Source organism: Marinobacterium marisflavi (assembly GCF_982447095.1).
Window position 1 is genome coordinate 446,416 of the sequence record NZ_OZ457898.1, and the last position, 17,621, is coordinate 464,036.

General features: G+C 52.0%; 20 protein-coding genes. 15 read left to right on the top strand and 5 right to left on the bottom strand.

All coding sequences use genetic code 11. From position 1 onward, the window contains the following. Positions 1 to 7: 7 nt before the first annotated feature. The 5 genes from fdh3B to AC1WNR_RS02080 all read left to right on the top strand — a co-directional run bounded on the left by fdh3B (position 8) and on the right by AC1WNR_RS02080 (position 2,864). Positions 8 to 613 carry a formate dehydrogenase FDH3 subunit beta gene (fdh3B, locus tag AC1WNR_RS02060; protein WP_481642881.1) on the top strand — a complete coding sequence of 202 codons (606 nt, stop codon included), beginning with the start codon at positions 8 to 10 and terminating at the stop codon, positions 611 to 613. Positions 614 to 690: 77 nt separating this feature from the next. Next, entirely contained in the window at positions 691 to 1,875 is a 1,185-nt protein-coding gene (locus tag AC1WNR_RS02065; RefSeq protein ID WP_481642882.1) for a formate dehydrogenase subunit gamma, read from the top strand. Then, positions 1,872 to 2,000, top strand: coding sequence for a hypothetical protein (locus tag AC1WNR_RS02070; protein ID WP_481642883.1), 129 nt, complete (start codon positions 1,872 to 1,874; stop codon positions 1,998 to 2,000). The genes AC1WNR_RS02065 and AC1WNR_RS02070 overlap by 4 nt, the downstream gene beginning before the upstream one ends. Next, positions 1,975 to 2,232, top strand: coding sequence for a sulfurtransferase TusA family protein (locus AC1WNR_RS02075; protein WP_481642884.1), 258 nt, complete (start codon positions 1,975 to 1,977; stop codon positions 2,230 to 2,232). The genes AC1WNR_RS02070 and AC1WNR_RS02075 overlap by 26 nt, the downstream gene beginning before the upstream one ends. Continuing rightward, positions 2,232 to 2,864 carry a 2OG-Fe(II) oxygenase family protein gene (locus AC1WNR_RS02080; RefSeq protein WP_481642885.1) on the top strand — a complete coding sequence of 211 codons (633 nt, stop codon included), beginning with the start codon at positions 2,232 to 2,234 and terminating at the stop codon, positions 2,862 to 2,864. The genes AC1WNR_RS02075 and AC1WNR_RS02080 overlap by 1 nt, the downstream gene beginning before the upstream one ends. Before the next feature lie 101 nt (positions 2,865 to 2,965). On the opposite strand, the gene AC1WNR_RS02085 is transcribed toward AC1WNR_RS02080, so the two are convergent. Continuing rightward, positions 2,966 to 5,428 (bottom strand): glycoside hydrolase family 3 C-terminal domain-containing protein, encoded by a 2,463-nt coding sequence (locus tag AC1WNR_RS02085; RefSeq protein ID WP_481642886.1) that lies wholly within the window; start codon positions 5,426 to 5,428, stop codon positions 2,966 to 2,968. Positions 5,429 to 5,542: 114 nt separating this feature from the next. Between AC1WNR_RS02085 and AC1WNR_RS02090 the strand changes: the two genes are divergently transcribed. Next, positions 5,543 to 6,532 (top strand): LacI family transcriptional regulator, encoded by a 990-nt coding sequence (locus tag AC1WNR_RS02090; RefSeq protein WP_481642887.1) that lies wholly within the window; start codon positions 5,543 to 5,545, stop codon positions 6,530 to 6,532. A gap of 53 nt (positions 6,533 to 6,585) precedes the next feature. On the opposite strand, the gene AC1WNR_RS02095 is transcribed toward AC1WNR_RS02090, so the two are convergent. Next, a complete protein-coding gene (locus AC1WNR_RS02095) occupies positions 6,586 to 7,170 on the bottom strand; it encodes a superoxide dismutase (protein ID WP_481642888.1) in 585 nt (194 codons plus the stop codon). 217 nt (positions 7,171 to 7,387) lie between these two features. Here AC1WNR_RS02095 and AC1WNR_RS02100 point away from each other — a divergent pair, with 217 nt between their 5' ends. Further along, entirely contained in the window at positions 7,388 to 7,669 is a 282-nt protein-coding gene (locus AC1WNR_RS02100; protein ID WP_481642889.1) for a hypothetical protein, read from the top strand. A gap of 43 nt (positions 7,670 to 7,712) precedes the next feature. On the opposite strand, the gene nudE is transcribed toward AC1WNR_RS02100, so the two are convergent. Then, the gene (gene nudE, locus AC1WNR_RS02105; RefSeq protein WP_481642890.1) at positions 7,713 to 8,261 is read right to left on the bottom strand and encodes an ADP compounds hydrolase NudE; all 549 of its coding nucleotides are present in this window, start codon (positions 8,259 to 8,261) and stop codon (positions 7,713 to 7,715) included. 41 nt (positions 8,262 to 8,302) lie between these two features. On the opposite strand from nudE, the gene yrfG reads away from it, so the two are divergent. The 4 genes from yrfG to AC1WNR_RS02125 all read left to right on the top strand — a co-directional run bounded on the left by yrfG (position 8,303) and on the right by AC1WNR_RS02125 (position 12,083). Continuing rightward, on the top strand, positions 8,303 to 8,962 hold the full coding sequence (yrfG, locus tag AC1WNR_RS02110; protein ID WP_481642891.1) for a GMP/IMP nucleotidase: 660 nt from the start codon (positions 8,303 to 8,305) through the stop codon (positions 8,960 to 8,962). Continuing rightward, complete coding sequence (locus tag AC1WNR_RS02115) at positions 8,962 to 9,348, top strand: RNA-binding S4 domain-containing protein (RefSeq protein WP_481642892.1); 387 nt, start codon at positions 8,962 to 8,964, stop codon at positions 9,346 to 9,348. The genes yrfG and AC1WNR_RS02115 overlap by 1 nt, the downstream gene beginning before the upstream one ends. 87 nt (positions 9,349 to 9,435) lie before the next feature. Then, the gene (gene hslO / locus AC1WNR_RS02120; protein ID WP_481642893.1) at positions 9,436 to 10,314 is read left to right on the top strand and encodes an Hsp33 family molecular chaperone HslO; all 879 of its coding nucleotides are present in this window, start codon (positions 9,436 to 9,438) and stop codon (positions 10,312 to 10,314) included. A gap of 221 nt (positions 10,315 to 10,535) precedes the next feature. Next, positions 10,536 to 12,083, top strand: coding sequence for a phosphoenolpyruvate carboxykinase (locus AC1WNR_RS02125; RefSeq protein ID WP_481642894.1), 1,548 nt, complete (start codon positions 10,536 to 10,538; stop codon positions 12,081 to 12,083). A 92-nt stretch (positions 12,084 to 12,175) separates the two neighbouring features. Here AC1WNR_RS02125 and AC1WNR_RS02130 read toward each other — a convergent pair whose 3' ends face one another. Next, entirely contained in the window at positions 12,176 to 13,186 is a 1,011-nt protein-coding gene (locus tag AC1WNR_RS02130; protein ID WP_481642895.1) for a hypothetical protein, read from the bottom strand. Positions 13,187 to 13,328: 142 nt separating this feature from the next. On the opposite strand from AC1WNR_RS02130, the gene trxA reads away from it, so the two are divergent. From trxA to AC1WNR_RS02150, 4 genes are all read left to right on the top strand, one after another. After that, positions 13,329 to 13,655 (top strand): thioredoxin TrxA, encoded by a 327-nt coding sequence (gene trxA / locus AC1WNR_RS02135; RefSeq protein WP_481642896.1) that lies wholly within the window; start codon positions 13,329 to 13,331, stop codon positions 13,653 to 13,655. 192 nt (positions 13,656 to 13,847) lie between these two features. Beyond that, positions 13,848 to 15,107 (top strand): transcription termination factor Rho, encoded by a 1,260-nt coding sequence (gene rho / locus AC1WNR_RS02140; protein ID WP_481642897.1) that lies wholly within the window; start codon positions 13,848 to 13,850, stop codon positions 15,105 to 15,107. A 108-nt stretch (positions 15,108 to 15,215) separates the two neighbouring features. Then, positions 15,216 to 16,694 (top strand): 4-hydroxy-3-polyprenylbenzoate decarboxylase, encoded by a 1,479-nt coding sequence (gene ubiD, locus AC1WNR_RS02145; protein ID WP_481642898.1) that lies wholly within the window; start codon positions 15,216 to 15,218, stop codon positions 16,692 to 16,694. After that, the gene (locus AC1WNR_RS02150) at positions 16,687 to 16,962 is read left to right on the top strand and encodes a 2Fe-2S iron-sulfur cluster binding domain-containing protein (protein WP_481642899.1); all 276 of its coding nucleotides are present in this window, start codon (positions 16,687 to 16,689) and stop codon (positions 16,960 to 16,962) included. Before ubiD ends, AC1WNR_RS02150 begins: the two co-directional genes overlap by 8 nt. A 225-nt stretch (positions 16,963 to 17,187) precedes the next feature. Here the strand turns inward: AC1WNR_RS02150 and AC1WNR_RS02155 are convergent, their stop codons facing one another. Then, positions 17,188 to 17,445, bottom strand: coding sequence for a hypothetical protein (locus AC1WNR_RS02155; protein WP_481642900.1), 258 nt, complete (start codon positions 17,443 to 17,445; stop codon positions 17,188 to 17,190). Positions 17,446 to 17,621: the final 176 nt, after the last annotated feature.

A 17,621-nucleotide genomic window follows, 5' to 3' on the forward strand; every position in this document is an offset into this window, starting at 1 on the left:
GTAGAAGATGGCACTTGAAGGACAAGCACGCGCAAAGTTCCTTTGCGACGCCGAACGCTGCATCGAATGTAATGCTTGCGTCACGGCTTGTAAAAACGAGCATGAGGTCCCTTGGGGCATCAACCGCCGTCGCGTGGTAACCATCGAAGATGGTAAGCCAGGCGAGCGTTCGATCTCGGTAGCATGTATGCACTGTTCAGACGCGCCTTGTATGGCAGTCTGCCCAGTGGATTGTTTCTACCAGACAGACGACGGTGTGGTGTTGCACTCTAAAGATCTCTGTATCGGATGTGGCTACTGCTTCTATGCTTGCCCATTCGGCGCACCTCAGTTCCCGCAAGCGGGTAACTTCGGTAGCCGAGGCAAGATGGATAAGTGCACATTCTGTGCAGGTGGTCCGGAAGAGGACAACTCAACTGTGGAGTTTGCTAAGTACGGACGTAACCGTATTGCAGAAGGCAAATTGCCTATCTGTGCGGAGATGTGTTCGACCAAAGCGTTGTTGGCCGGTGACGGCAACGACGTAGCAGACATCTATCGTCAGCGTGTCATTAACCGTGGTTTCGGTTCTGGCGCCTGGGGATGGGGCACAGCCTACGAGAAGAAAGCCTAATTGGGCTTTGGCCGGGGCCTATGGGCCCCGGGTTATCTCTAACTGCTTCATTTAGTGAATTCTATTGGAGTGCTCTTATGAACTTCAAAGCGGTAACTGCTGCCTTTCTTTTGGTAGCATCACTGTTAAACACCAGTTGGGCGAACGAGGCGGCTCCGGTCGTTGATCGCACGTCAACTGGCGGTGCTCAGACACTGGAAGACATTATGGCGCGTCAGGCGCAGTTGAATGTTGATGAGCGCTTCAGATCCGAGAACATCGGTGATCCGAGCCGAGCTAAGCCGATTACTGAACAGCTCGGTACTAATGGCGGCACCTCAGATTCTGAGGTTTATCGCGCAATTCGTTACAACGAGATCGACCCGTCGCTGCAGCAGCGTGGACCGGCAGCCGCAGTCCTGATCCAGGATGCAGGTATGCCCTGGTACAAGCTGCGAGAGGGGCCAGTCATCACTTACGGCGGTGGTGCTCTGCTGGGTATCATCAGTCTATTGATTATTTTCTACTTCGTCCGTGGCCGAATCATGATCGATGGCGGTCCTGCTGGCACAACGATCGAGCGCTTCAAAGCGATTGAACGTTTCGGACACTGGCTGTTGGCCGGCTCTTTTATTGCACTGGGCATCACTGGATTGTTGACGTTAATGGGGCGTAAGTTCCTCATACCGGTCATGGGGCCAGAAGCCTTCGCAACATTGGCGGCGGGCTCCAAGTTTATTCACAACAACATCGCCTGGGCCTTCATGATCGCGCTGGCAATGACCTTTGTTATGTGGGTGGCTCACAACATTCCGAATAAACTTGATATCAAATGGCTATTGGCGGGCGGCGGTATTTTTACTAAATCCCACCCGTCGGCTAAGAAGTTCAATGCCGGTCAGAAGATCATTTTCTGGACCGTCATGTTGCTGGGCTTCTCGGTATCGCTGTCGGGTTTGTCTCTGCTATTCCCATTCGAGCTGCCGATGTTCGCCAAAACTTTTGCGCTAATCAATTCAGTGGCTGGTACTGATCTACCTACGGTGCTCCTGCCGCATGAAGAGATGCAGTACGCCAACATTTGGCACTCCATTGTGGCATTCGTCATGATGCTGGCGATCATTGCGCACATCTATATCGGTTCTGTCGGTATGGAGGGCGCGTTTGATGCTATGGGTAATGGCCAGGTGGATCTTGAGTGGGCGCGTCAGCACCATGACCTTTGGGTTGCTGAAGTCGAGGCCAAACAAGGTATAGGGCAGGGTAAAGGAGGTCCATCATGAAGGCTATGATCTCTGCTTTCGTGATTGCACTGGTGATCGCCTTTGCGGCGCCATCGGTGCTAAGTGAGTTTGGTTGGTCGTCTGCAGAGCGAGGCAGCAGTGCAAGCAGCGTACGACTTAACTGAGCAGGCTGAGGTGATGCAGGTTGACGCTGTCGGCCTGCTTTGCCCTCTACCCATTCTCCGCCTAAAGAAGCGCACCGCCGGCCTTGCGAGTGGTACGGAGGTAGATTTCCTTACTGATGATCCCAGTGGCCGTAGAGATCTGTTATCCCTCTGTGAGCTTGTAGGACATGAGCTGCTTTCGATTGAAGAGTCCGATCGCGGTGTTATTCATTATCGGATTAAGCTCGCCTGATGCAGCGCGTTGATGGCCAAGCTGAATTTCAGCGCCTTTGGCCGACACTGTTTATGGCGATCCGCTTGCCGGGCTATGATGCGGCTAATCCTGTTCTATCCGCTTTGGTGCTGCAAGCCAATGCCCAGCATAATCAGCTTACTACTAACTATCTCAATCAAAACCTATTCGAATTAAATCATCCTGCCATAGGCTGGCTGCAGCAGTGCGTAATGCGTGCGATCGCTGATTATACAGTCGAGACGGGGATGGAGAAGATGCCAGAGGTTTCGGTACAGGCCTGGGCTAATGTAAACGCTAAAGGCGATTACCATAACCTACATAATCATCCGCACTCTTGGTTGTCTGGTACCTACTATCTGGATGTGCCTACTCAACCAGAATCGGGATCTGCCCGCGATGATCTGAACCCTGGCTGTATCAGTTTTTTTGACCCTCGCGGTACGGCCAATATGAGCGCGCTGAGAAACGATGGTCAATTCGACCCAGAGTATCGGCGTCTACCTGAAGCCGGCGAACTCCTGCTCTGGCCTGCTTTTCTACATCACTTTGTACACCCCAATATGGCTGATCAGCCAAGACTCTCTATCTCATTTAACGTCGTAGTCACCAACAAATCCAAATTCCTGTAGGAGCGATGTAGCGCAAAGCGCTATCTCTCGACCTGACCCTGTAGGAGCGCACTTTATGCGCGATCGCGCAGCATAGCCGCGCTCCTACAGGGTGGTCTGTCTCAGTAACCGGTGAACTGATCGGTCAGTTCAACGTCGCAGGTCTGTTCAATCTGCTCAGCATTGAATCCAGCGCTGAGACGGAAGGTACCCGCGTCTACACGCCAGCCTTTGGCATCGACATCGCAGTAGGCGAAGTCGCGCAGACCCAGTTCAAACTCTACAACCGCGCTCTCGCCAGCCTCCAGTGTGAGTTTGTTAAACTGCTTCAACTCCTTAACCGGACGCTCAACCTTGCTGTTCAGCTCTGAGGTGTAGAGCTGCACTACGGCAGTACCGCGGTTTGCACCGGTGTTGGTCACGTTGACGCTAGCTGAGACGCCGCCGTCAACATTGGTTTCTGCGTTGAGGTCGCTCAGCGAAAACTCGGTGTAGCCCAAGCCAAAACCGAAAGGGAAGAGTGGCTTCACACCGGTCGTATCGTAGTGGCGGTAACCGATATTGAGCTTTTCGCGGTACTCGACACGGCCAGCTTTGCCCGGGTAGACCAGGTCATCACCCATAGCTGTTGGGTTGTCGCTCCATTTTACGGGGAAGCTCTGAGGCAGGCGGCCGGTTGGTTCTGCATCGCCAAAGAGGACATCGGCAATCGCGTTACCGCACTCCTGACCAGGGTACCAGGCCTGCACAACGGCCGGGGCCTGATCGATCCATGGCATTTCGATGGGGCCACCCGTTTGAAGCACAACGATTGTGTTTGAATTTACCTCAAGTATTTTGCTGATTAACTCATCCTGGCGCCCGGGAAGGGTAATATTTTCCAGATCACTACCTTCAGTGTCCCACTCTCCAGACCGCCCCACAAAAAGAATAACTGTATCGGCTTGAGTTGCAGCTTCAATTGCAGCTTGAAGCTCGATATCACCGAGCGGCTTCGATATACCCAGGCGCCACGCTGAGAGTGTGAGGTTATCGCTCTCGCGGCTCATGAAGTCGAAATGAATTTTGTACTCGTTGCCTGCCTCTAGCTCTACTGCAACCGTCTGCTCGTCACACCCCTCTTCGAAGAAGGTGCGGCCTTTCTGCCAGTTGTCTGTTAAATCAAGAATAAGCTGATCATTTAGAAAGACCCTAGCGAGCCCGGCACAATGAAACCCGAGGTGGTGCGTGCCGGAACTATCAGCTGTGTATTTGGCTGAGACCCTTGCGGAGAAGTTACCAACTTCAACTTTATTGCCGCCGAAGGGAGGTATCCAGAAGGCAACACCATCTGTCATCGTTTCGGTGTGCACAGGTTCGCCGGATAATTGTCGGTTAGCAAAAAACTCAACTTGCAGCTCACCTTCGTACAACGGTTCAAATCGATAATTGCTGCACCCCTCGGAGAAGGTTAGTTTGGAACTCCCTATCCGAGCTTCAAGGCCCTCTAATGGGGTCACTGCATAGTGCGGGTTAAGCTGTGCAGAACCGCCGCCCATAATGCGGGCTACCTTCGCATTGGGGCCGATGACGGCTACTTTTCCCGCGCTCTCTGCTTTGAGTGGCAGCAGATTGCGTTCGTTTTTTAACAGCACCATACCTTCCGCACCCGCTTTCCGAATCAACGCGCGATGTTCGGGGAGGTCGTCTGCGTGCTCTTGAAATGGGCGATTGTCATCTAGCGAACCGACGCGCTCCATTAAGCGCAGAACGTCGAGTGCTAAGGCCCTCACTTGATCTCGAGTAACCTCTCCTGAGTCGACTGCATTGATCAACTTCTGGCCACGATCACGGACTGGACCTGGCATCTCCATATTGAGGCCAGCATTAATTGTTGGAGAGGTTGAGCGTGAGCCGAACCAGTCAGAGGTGAGTGCACCGTCAAATCCCCACTCTTCTCGTAGAACTTGAGTCAAGAGCCAGCGATTTTCGGCTGTGTACGTCCCGTTCAACTTGTTATAGGACGACATCATCGACCATGTGCCAGCTTTCTTAACAGCGTCTTCAAATGGGCGTAAGTAGATTTCGCGCAATGTCCGTTCATCAACGATGGAATCGATGGTAGTCCGCTCAATTTCGCTCTCATTTCCAGCAAAATGTTTCACAGCAGATCCGATACCCTCTTTTTGCAGTCCCTTGATATAAGCTGTTGTCAGCGACGATGCTAGCTCTGGATCCTCTGAATAACATTCAAAATTTCGGCCATTTGTACAGCTGCGGTGCACGTTTACCGTTGGTCCCAGTGAAAGGTGTGCGCCTTTGGACTTTACCTCTTGCGCGATCGCTGAGCCGATCTCTTCGGTGAGTTCTGGGTTCCAGGTTGCACCAATACAAATTCCACAGGGAAAGCAGGCGGCGCTTACACCGCCAAACAGCGAGCCGGAGCCGCGCGCGCCGTTAGGGCCATCTGTTACGCGCATTTTATTTATTCCAAGACGCGGTATAGCCGGTAAAGACCAAAAGTCTTCACCTGACAGAAGGCTGACCTGCTCCTCTAGGGAGAGTTGATCGACAAGTTGTTCGGCGCGGCTTGATTCGGTTGACATATTAGCTACCTGTTGGATTGGCATCACGTTTTGAAGGTGTGAATTTATAACGTTGCAAAAAATGTTGCAACGTTTTAACTTTGTTGGGAAAGAAGTTCACTAGATCGAAATAAGATGGCACGAGCAACACTCAAGAGTATCGCACTCGAACTAGGCGTCGCAGTCACTACCGTATCAAGAGCCATGCGCGATGATCCTGCAATTAAAGCTGAGACGCGCCGACGCGTGAAGCAGAAAGCGGATGAGCTTGGCTATGTGCCAGATAGAGCGGGAGTGCGTCTACGAACCGGCAAAACGAACGTTATCAGCGTGCTTTTTCCGATAGAGCGAAACATGTCGAACTATCAAACGCGACTACTTGAGGCGATTGCTGAACGGCTGAAAGGGTCCGGTTATCACTTAAATACCAGTTATTACTTCGATGAGGAGGATGCTCTGCGCGAGACTCGGTATTTGGTGGAGACCCGCGCGGCCGACGGTATAATCCTCAACAATACGTCCCCGCGTGATCCGCGTGTGCGCTATATGCTGGACAATAACTTCCCATTTGCTGTTCACGGTCGAACTGACTGGTGTGAACGACACGCTTATTACGATTATGATAATCACCGCTTCGCAACCCTAGCGGTCGAAAAGCTGACTCAGCTGGGTCGCAGGAAAATATTAGCCATTCTTCCTCCAGAGAGTGCAAACTATAGGTTTGAAATGCTGTCAGGCTTGGAGGCGGCTGCAGACGATATTAGCGTTGTTACATGTCCAGAGGTGCATGCTGATAGTCCGTATCTCGAGATTGAAAAGGCAGTGGAAGAGGCCGTGGATGCTCTACCGCAGATCGACGGTATACTCGCCTCGTCTCCAGTGTCGTGTATGGCGGCGGTAAGCGCCGTTGAGAGGCGTGGGCGCAAGCTAGGTAAAGATATTGATGTGCTTAGTCGGGAGGCGATACCTTTTCTGAAGATGTTTCGTTCAGAGCTGATAGTCGCTTATGAGGATGTTGCCAGCGCGGGGTTGTTTTTGGTGGACGCCCTGCGTCAGCAAATCGAACAGTCGGAATGTTCGCCTTTGCAGCACTTGGCACCCCCTAGCATGAGCGACTTCAGATAATCTAGACACAAAAAAAGGAAGCCGTAGCTTCCTTTTTTTTACTTGGGCCTGGCTTATGCAGCGAGGTTCGCGTTTGCGAACTCCCAGTTTACCAGTGACCAGAAACCGTTCAGGTAATCTGGACGCACATTGCGGTAATCGATGTAGTAAGCGTGTTCCCACAGGTCAACAGTCAGGATTGCAGTCTGACCGTCAGTCATCGGGCTGCCAGCGTTGCTGGTGTTAACGATGTCGAGTGAACCATCAGCGTTCTTAACCAACCAAGTCCAAGAAGAACCGAAGTTGTTAACCGCTTTATCGTTGAACGCTTCTTTGAATGCGTCAAAAGAGCCCCACTTAGCATTGATCGCATCAGCGATAGCGCCTGTTGGTTCACCGCCACCGTTTGGTGACAGAGAGTGCCAGTAGAAAGTGTGGTTCCAGATCTGTGCTGCGTTGTTGAATACGCCACCCGCTGGAGCAGACATGATGATCTCTTCCAGTGTCTTACCTTCAAACTCAGAGCCTGGCAGCAGGCCATTCAGTTTAACAACGTAAGTGTTGTGGTGTTTGCCGTGATGGAAGTCCAGAGTCTCAGCTGAGATGTGTGGTTCCAGTGCATCTTTTGCATAAGGCAGTGCTGGCAGTTCAAAGCTCATGGGTTGCTCCATAATGATCAATTGTTATCGAAAAGCCTGTAAAGCGCTGGGGCGTATGATAACACCCTTTTCTAATACTTAAAGCGCAGATACAGGGCTGTTTAGCGCTCTTAGTTAGGCGCTTATAACTGGTTTGCGTGGTGCAACTAAAGTTAGCTGGCGCCACCCCTCAACAGCCTTACAATAGGGCCGCATTTTCATTATTCAAGGTTAGGCTATGTCAAAAGTGCTCGTTTGGATCAGTATTGTGATGCTGGCAATCTATGTGGTGAAGACCCAGTACCTTACTTCAAAGACTTGGGAGCCGTTCCGCGATGGCTGTACCGCTGGTGGTGGTACTGAGGCGCAGTGTAACTGTCTGGCTGATTATGTTCACGAGCGCTTCTCAGATCTGGAGGTCGAGCGCATCATGCGAATGGAGCAGGGTGATTCGGCTTTTGAGGCCAAGGTGGAGCAGACGATTATGGCTGGAACGCTGGCTTGTAAAGCGGGCGAGTGAAGCCTCGCGAACATGCCGTTGGCAGATCACTCATACACGGATGCTAACGATTCTCTGCCAACCAGTTCTTCAGCAGGAATAGAGCTGCAATAGCCCGGCCTTCATGGAAGTCAGCTTGGGTGATCAGGTCATCAATTTCGGACAGGGGATGGCGCACTACTTCAAGAGGCTCGGGTTCATCACCCTCAAGCTTGCTTGGGTAGAGGTCGCGGGCGATGACTAGGTCGAGCATATGCCCCATATAGTTGGGTGCGGCGCTGATGCGTTTAAGGGGATGCAGTTCTCGAGCACCGAAACCGGCCTCCTCCTGCAGTTCCCGATTTGCCGCTTGCAGCGGATCCTCACCTGGATCGATCACCCCCTTGGGTAGTGTCAACACATACTCATCAAGCCCGGCAGCATACTCTCGGATCAGGATCAGTTGATCGTCCGAGTCGATCGCGATCACCATCACAGCCCCGCGCGGTGGCGTGATCAAACGCTCGAACATCCGTTCTTCACCGTTACTAAAACGCAAATGGACCTGCTCTACATGAAAGAGGCGTGAGCGCTCTGGGCGACTTAGCTTCAAAATCTCTGGTTTGATGGGCATACTTATAGTCTTCCGTGCTGAACCCTGAGTGTTCCCTGATTATGTTGAATTGGCAAGCGATAGATACCGTCTTTCTCGATATGGACGGAACTTTGCTCGATCTCCACTTCGATAGCCACTTCTGGCTAGAGTTTATCCCTGCTGTCTATGCTGAGAAAAATCAGCTCGATCCAGATGAGGCCCGAATTTGGCTGCACGAACGCATTATGCGCGAGGTCGGCACACTGCAGTGGTACTGCTTCGACTACTGGTCAAAAGAGCTGGATCTGCCGATCACCGAGTTGAAAGCAGAGGTGGCCGATAAGATTGGCTACCGTGACTCGGTGCAGGAGTTTTTGCACCGTGTGCGCCAAACGGGTCGACGCATAGTGATTGTGACCAACTCTCACAGAGGCGGTGTTGATTTGAAATTCAAACACACTGAGCTGGAATCTGAGATCGACCGAGTTATCAGCTCACACGATTTAGGTGTGCCAAAGGAGCAGCCGCTATTCTGGGAAAAGCTGCAGGAGATCGAACCCTTCGATCCTGCGCGTACTCTGATGGTGGATGATAGTCTGCCGGTACTGCGTTCAGCGCGCGAGTACGGTATTGCTCATCTGCTCACCATTGCACAGCCAGATAGTCAGCAGCCGCCGCGTGATCTAGCCGATTGTGATTTTCAGGTATTAAATGATTTTTCTGAGGTATTTCCCGACTAATGAGTGATTCAGAACAGGTTCGGCTCGATAAGTGGCTCTGGGCTGCGCGTTTCTACAAAACGCGCGGTTTAGCTAAAGAGATGATCGAGGGGGGCAAGGTTCAATATAACGGACACAAAGCGAAGTGTTCGCGAAACGTTGAGATAGGGGCCGAAATTAAACTGCGTCAAGGTTACGAAGAGAAAACCATCGAAGTCCTCGGATTGTCCGATACGCGCCGCGGAGCGCCTGAAGCGCAGAAGCTCTACCGTGAGACTCAAGATAGTGTCGATAAACGAGCATCCAACGCCGAGGCGCGCAAAAACCTGGGCTCTGCACCAGAAAATCGACCCAATAAGAAGAGTCGTCGAGAACTGCTCCGTATCAAGGGGTTCTGGGACGGTTAAAACAGACTCGGCTGCTGCCCATTTTTTCGTTACAATTTGCGCCTCGCAAAATATGCCGTTTTTTATCGAGTTTGAGCCCAAAAATTCATGAGTAGTCCCGACCAGATTCAACGCCTTCTGTTTGATGATATTGATGTGCGAGGCGCCCTAGTTGGCCTCGACAAAGCGTACGCTGAGGTGTTGTCGCGCGCCGACTACCCGGAGCGCTTGCAGATTCTGTTAGGTGAATTGCTAGCAGCCGTTGCGCTGCTTACCTCGAACCTCAAAATCGAAGGCCGTGTGTCACTCCAAGCTCAAGGTGAGGGCGCTGTTCGGATTCTGATGGCTGAAGCGACGCATGATAACCATCTGCGTGGTATTGCGCGTTTCGATGAAGGAGAGCTGCCTGAGGTCGAGCGCTTTGACGAGCTGTTGAAGAATGGTCGTATGGCTCTCACGATCGAGCCAAAGGACGGTCAGCGCTATCAAGGCGTTGTGCCACTTGAAGGTGCCACCCTCAGTGACTGTCTTGAGCGTTACTTCTCTCAATCGGAACAGCTACCCACCAAAATTCAGCTTGCCGCTGATGGGAAGCATGCAGCCGGTATGTTGACTCAGGTGTTGCCGGCGGCAGGTACGGGCTCAGCGGACTGGGAACATATCGTTGCCTTAGCTCAAACGCTTAAAGCCGATGAACTGCTGGGGCTTGATAACGAGACCATTCTCTACCGCCTTTACCACGAAGAGAAAGTGCGTCTGTTTGAGCCCGATGACCTTATCTTTAATTGCGACTGTAGCCGCGAGCGTAGCGCTAATGCGATGCAGATGATGACGCAAGAGGAGTTGCTCGAACTTGCCGAAGAGCAGGGCGGTGCAATCGAGATGAGCTGTCAGTTCTGTAATGAGCTGTACAGTTTTGATACGGCGGATATTCGCGCACTCTTTCACAACGATGGCCGTCTAAATGATGAGGGCTCATTGCACTAATAGCTAAGGCTCCAAACGTACGCATGCGCCGCGGCTTGTGAGAAAATCCGTGGCACAAGATTTGCTTCGTTACAGAAGCTAGCGACACAACAAAACAAGAGACTAGATCGACTGGTCCATATCCTACCCAAGCAAAGCGTCAATGAACGTGGCCCGCTAGAGGCCAGCTGGGTTTTTATTTCCAGGTAAACGGGGCAGTGCCCGAAAGGATAGAAAAACAGATGACTAAAGAGTCAGTTTCCACGACCCACCTTAATCTAGCGCCCGCAGCGCTGGTTGAAGCCGCAGTTGCTCGCGGTGAAGGCGTGCTAGCCAACACTGGCGCGCTTGTTGTAACGACGGGTAAACGCACCGGTCGCTCACCTATGGACCGTTTCATCGTGCAGGAGCCGAGCACCGCGGACTCCATCGACTGGGGAGCAATCAACCGCCCATTCGATGCAGCTAAGTTCGATGCGCTCTGGTCACGCGTTGAAGCGCACCTGAGTGACAAAGAGCACTTCGTCTCTGAAGTGCATGTTGGCTCAGATCCAAACCACTACCTTGCAGTACGAATGACAACAGAGACGGCTTGGCAGAACCTGTTCGGCCAGAACCTCTTTATTCGCCCTGCGCACTTCAACCCGAAGGATAAAGAGGAGTGGCAGATTCTTAACGTCGCCAGCTTCGAATGCGATCCTGAGCGTGACGGCACTAATTCAGATGGCTGTGTCATCCTCAACTTTGCTAAACGCAAGGTGCTGATTGCCGGTATGCGTTACGCCGGTGAGATGAAGAAAGCGATGTTCTCAGTACAGAACTTCCTGCTGCCCGAGCGCGATGTGCTGCCGATGCACTGTTCAGCAAACATCGGTGAAGATGGCGCGACAACGCTCTTCTTTGGTCTTTCTGGCACCGGTAAAACGACCCTCTCTGCGGATCCTGATCGCTACCTCATTGGTGATGATGAGCACGGTTGGGGTAAAGGCACTGTCTTCAATTTGGAGGGCGGGTGCTACGCCAAGACGATTAACCTGAGCCACAAAAACGAGCCGATTATCTGGGAAGCGATCCGTTTTGGTGCAATTGTTGAGAACGTGACCCTTAATGATGCACGTTGTGCTGACTATAACGACACCAGCCTGACGGAGAATGGTCGCTGTGCCTACCCGCTCGAGCATGTTGAGAAGCGCTCAGCGACCAATATGGGTGCCGAGCCCGACAATATCATTTTCCTTACTTGTGACCTGACCGGCGTGCTACCACCGGTATCCGTACTCACCAAGGAAGCTGCGGCTTACCACTTCCTGTCGGGCTACACAGCGCTTGTTGGATCTACGGAGATGGGTTCAGGCGGTGGCATTAAGTCGACCTTCTCAACCTGTTTCGGTGCGCCCTTCTTCCCTCGTCCAGCGGCTGAATACGCCGAGCTACTAATGAAGCGTATCCAAGAGTTCGGTTCGCGTGTCTACCTGGTTAATACCGGTTGGACTGGCGGTAGCTATGGCACGGGTCAGCGCTTTAGCATCCCAACCACGCGTTCAGTGATCTCAGCGATTCAGAATGGCTGTTTGAATGATATTGAGACCCAGCACATTGATGGGCTGAACCTCGACGTTCCTGTGGCTGTGCCTTCAGTGGATTCTAATCTTCTTGTGCCACGCCAGACTTGGGAGTCGACTGAAGCTTATGACGCTGCCGCAGCTGAGTTGGCCTCGAAGTTTGTGAAGAACTTTGAGAAGTTCAGCGGTGTGGATGAAGCGATTATCGCGGCGGGCCCACAGGTTTGATCGGTTAGGAGCGATGTGTCGCGAACGTACGCTTCGCGTAGATCGCTGCTACACAATCGTCCTGTAGGAGGGTTGTAGCCGCAAAGCGGCTATTACCCGACCCGTTCCGTTGGCTCTTTTACCACCGATGTAGCAAACCACCGATCCAGCATCCTATCTGGAATCAACGGAATGAGCCTCGCAATGATTGCAATCAGAAGCAGCGCCCAGATCAACCTGTAACCCACCACTGCCCAAAGTGATGCGCCGGTCAGTGCAATCAGCAGGGTATCCTCAATCAGGCTGTGACACAGTCCCAGCAAACTGATGGCCGAGAGAATTTCTCGTGGCGTGAGTTCGCCTTTTTCCGCTTCGCGAATCAAAAGGCCGCCGCCAAACGCGAGCCCTAATGTCATACCGATCAATGTCATCGACAGCGCTTTTTGTGAGATTCCAATCAGTTTCAGCAGTGGTTTAAGAGCTCTCTCTAGCATGCGTTCAATGCCGGTGACCTTGAGAATCTGTAGGGCCGTGACTAGCACAAAGATAACAACGGCTGTCCAGAATAGGCTGGCGAGCTGGGTTTTAGTCCATGTCGCCCAGTCCGCGCCGCGCACCTCGGGCTGCCAGATGAAGGCGTGGGTTTGCTGCATCATCGCATCGTCGGCGTAGTACCAACTCAATAGCCAAGCGAGTAGAAAGGCGCTGACAATCCGCATCAGTGTTTGTGGCAGGATGCGACAGCCCGCTTTACGCGCAATGCTGACCTCTACCAGCAGGTTATGAGCGCCGAGCATCAACATACCCATGCAGGTCACCTGCGCCAGTGTCCAATCGGATGCGTAGGTGATCATGATCACCAGACCGGCATAAATGTTGGTCAGCATCGCTGTTGCCCAAATCAATCCAGCCAAGGGTGGCAGGTCGATTAGGTGCATCAGTGGCGCCAGTAGTTGGGCAAGTAAATCAACAAATCCGGCCTGTTCCAGCAGGCGTACCACAATCAATGCTGGAATCAGAACTTTAAACAGAGTGACTGTGATTTCGTACCATTGATGAGCCACTATACGGCTATGTTGGGCAAAGCTCAGGTGCATGTTTGAATGATCTCGAAAGGGGTGCACAAGTTAAACCTTGGGGCGATTCCCCAAAAGTGGATACAGATGCTATTATCCAGCCACTGTTTTGCGCAATAGAGTGCGTAAGAATTCGTTTCATAGACGTATACTGATTAACAGCGTGCAAGCGCTTTGGAGAGATTCACGAATGAGTGAGAACATCGTTAATGTAAGTGATGCCAGCTTTGAAGAAGATGTACTGAAAGCTGACCTACCGGTATTGGTTGATTACTGGGCTGAGTGGTGTGGTCCATGCAAGATGATTGCACCTGTCTTGGAAGAGATCGCGAAAGAGTACGACGGACGCATTAAAGTCTGTAAATTGAACATTGACGAGAACAATGAGACTCCGCCTAAGTTTGGCATTCGCGGTATCCCAACGCTGATGCTTTTCAAAGGCGGTAACGTTGAAGCGACCAAAGTTGGCGCGCTGTCGAAGTCGCAGTTGGCTGCCTTTGTAGACGCAAATCTATAAGCTTTTGTTATTCGAAAAGAGCAGATTTCATCGATCTGCTCTTTTTTTGACCAGTTTGCTGGACAGCCCCGCAGACGCTGTATATATTTAGCCTGACATTCCGAAAGAAACTTTTCGAACTCCTTCTTCTTAACTTAAACCTTCCGGCAATCCAGCCGTTCGGCTGCAACTAGCCCTTCATCTATTACGACAATGAATCTTACCGAACTTAAATTAAAATCTATGCCCGACCTGCTCAACATTGCAGCAGAGATGGGACTCGACAACCTCGCTCGTTCACGCAAACAGGATGTTATCTTCGCGATTCTGAAGAAGCATGCGCGCAGCGGTGAAGATATCTACGGCGACGGCGTACTTGAGATCCTGCAGGATGGCTTCGGCTTCTTACGCTCCGCGGACTCCTCGTACCTGGCCGGCCCAGACGATATCTACGTATCACCTAGCCAGATACGCCGATTTAATTTGCGTACCGGTGACACAATCTCCGGTAAGATCCGTCCGCCGAAGGATAGTGAGCGTTACTTTGCGCTGCTGAAGGTCTCTGAGATCAACTATGATCAGCCAGAGAACGCTAAGAACAAGATCCTATTTGAGAACCTGACGCCACTGTTTGCGCAGAATCGCATGCGCATGGAGATCGGTAACGGCTCAACTGAAGATATCACTGCGCGTGTACTGGATCTGGTAAGCCCTATGGGTAAAGGTCAGCGCGCGTTGATCGTGTCACCGCCGAAGGCAGGTAAGACACTGATGCTGCAGAACATTGCTAACAGCATCACGCGTAACAACCCAGACGTGTACCTAATCGTGCTGCTGATTGACGAGCGTCCGGAAGAGGTAACCGACATGCAGCGCACCGTGCGCGGCGAAGTGGTTGCGTCAACTTTCGATGAGCCTCCATCACGCCACGTACAGGTTGCAGAGATGGTGCTGGAGAAGGCGAAGCGCCTGACCGAGCACAAGAAAGACGTGGTTATCCTGCTTGACTCTATCACCCGTCTGGCACGCGCGTACAACACGGTTATCCCTTCATCCGGTAAAGTACTGACCGGTGGTGTGGATGCACACGCACTCGAGCGTCCTAAGCGCTTCTTTGGTGCTGCACGTAACATTGAAGAGGGTGGCAGCCTAACCATCATCGCGACTGCGCTGGTCGATACTGGCTCCAAGATGGACGAAGTTATCTTTGAGGAGTTCAAAGGCACAGGTAACTCTGAGGTTCATCTGGATCGTCGCGTTGCAGAGAAGCGTGTCTTCCCTGCGATCAACATCCGCCGTTCAGGCACGCGTCGCGAAGACCTGCTGACGACTGAAGAAGAGCTGCAGCGTATGTGGATTCTGCGCAAGCTGCTGGATCCAATGGAGGATGCAGCTGCGACTGAGTTTGTCATCGATAAGCTGAAAGACTTCAAGACTAATGAAGAGTTCTTCCTGTCGATGAAGCGCAAGTAATAAGATGTAGGGGCTCGCCCCGAGCCGATAGGCTAATCCATCTACAAAGGGCGAGCGTAACAACTCGCCCTTTTGTTTTTCTGCCGCTAGCACTGTTTAGGAGCAAAGATGGCATCACCGAAGTACAGAGATCTACGCGACTTTATCGATCAGCTTGAGAAGCGTGGTGAGCTCAAACGTATCAGTCACCCGGTCGATCCTAACTTAGAGATGACGGAGATCTGCGACCGCACACTGCGCCGCGGAGGTCCAGCGCTGTTATTCGAAAACCCGATCGGCTATGAGATGCCGGTATTGGGAAACCTCTTTGGCACGCCCGAACGAGTGGCACTGGGGATGGGAGAAGAGTCAGTCTCAGCACTCAGAGAGGTCGGTAAGTTGCTGGCGCAGTTGAAAGAGCCTGAGCCGCCCAAAGGGTTTAAAGATGCCTGGGATAAACTCCCGATCTTCAAGCAGGTTCTTAATATGGGGCCCAAGCAAGTACGCAATGCGCCCTGTCAGCAGGTGGTGCTTGAGGGTGATGAGGTTGACCTCAACCGCATTCCCATTCAGACCTGCTGGCCTGGTGACGCTGGCCCATTGGTGACCTGGCCGTTGGTGATTACTCGTGGCCCGAATAAGTCACGGCAGAACTTGGGTATCTATCGTCAGCAGCTAATTGGCAAAAACAAACTGATTATGCGCTGGCTAGCGCATCGCGGTGGAGCGCTGGATTTTCGTGAGTGGAAAAACGAGCGTCCGGGCGAGCCTTTTCCCGTAGCTGTGGCGCTAGGAGCCGATCCGGCTACCATCCTAGGTGCAGTTACTCCAGTGCCTGACACACTCTCTGAGTACGCTTTCGCGGGACTATTGCGAGGCGGTAAAACGGAGGTTACTCAATGTATTGGCAGCGATCTGCAGGTGCCTGCCAGTGCTGAGATCGTGCTCGAGGGTTACCTCTACCCCGATGAGATGGCAGACGAGGGGCCGTTCGGCGATCACACGGGTTACTACAACGAGGTGGATCAGTTTCCAGTATTCACGGTAGAGCGCATTACGATGCGTAAAGATCCGATTTACCATAGCACCTACACGGGTCGTCCACCCGATGAACCAGCCATCTTGGGTGTGGCGCTGAATGAGGTGTTCGTCCCCATTCTGCAGAAACAGTTCCCGGAGATAGTCGACTTCTATCTACCGCCAGAGGGTTGTAGCTACCGCATGGCAGTGGTCAGTATGAAGAAAGCCTATCCAGGGCATGCCAAACGCATCATGCTCGGCGTCTGGTCATTTTTGCGACAGTTTATGTACACCAAGTTCGTTATCGTCTGTGACGACGACGTGAACGTACGTGACTGGAATGACGTGATCTGGGCCATTACAACGCGCATGGATCCGGCCCGCGACACGACGATGATTGAGAACACACCGATCGACTATCTCGACTTCGCCTCACCTGTTTCTGGCCTTGGCTCAAAAATGGGAATGGACGCTACCAATAAGTGGGAGGGCGAAACCACTCGCGAGTGGGGTGAACCGATCACGATGGATGAGTCTATTAAGACGCGTGTTGATGAGATCTGGAAAGATCTTGGTATCGATGACTGAATCTTTCAGTCTCGCAATTGAAGGGGTCGACCAGATGTTTCAGGTCGATCCCGAACTTCCTCTGCTGGAGCAACTCAACGGCTTCGGTATCAATCAGCGCAGGGCATGCCGTAATGGGGTGTGTCAGATCTGCGATGCTGAACTACTGGCAGGCTCAGTCTTTCAGCGCTATCCCCGAGCCGAGTTTAGTGCTCCAGCTACCTTTTATCTTTGTACTTCCTTCGCGCGTTCCGACCTAAGGCTCAAACTTATTCGAGCTGAGTTTTAGTCCAAGCTTATTCAGAAGCCTTTGTGTACGAGCGTTGTACGCGAAGCGTATTACGCGACAGCGATTTAGCTTTGTCGCGAAACAGCACTGCGTGCTACATCGACCCTACATTGGGTTGTCCCTTGCCTAGGTCGCTCTCGCACATCCCTGTGCTACGCGACACAGACCATCCCTGGCTGGCTGCTCTCGCACATCCTGTGCTTCGCAGCACTAAACCGTCCTGGTTTAGACTTTCTCCTGCCACTCCAGTTCGCCTAGGCGAACTTGTAGCCAGTCAAAGCCGATGCGTTTGGCTACAGCTGCTGCGCCGTCGAGGCTTTTGAACTCCCGCTCTTTCTTTGAGCGCTGCAATTCCAACTGCACTGTCTCTCCATCACGCGTCAGAAAGCGCAGTGTCCAACCGCGTGACATCGAGATTGGAGCGCACTGTGCACGCTCAAAAACACCGGCTTTGAACAGTAATCGAATCTCTTTTTCCTGCATCTCGAACGACTCCTGATTAGTCAGTTAAGCTTTAATGATTATTATAAAATTAATATTGATTAATCACAAATAAATAACAATATATTTCTTTTAATAAATATCAATTAAATCAATAGGTTAGGAGATGGTTTGTGGCTGGCGTTAGAAGGATTGGTTGCGACTCTGTAACTCTTTGT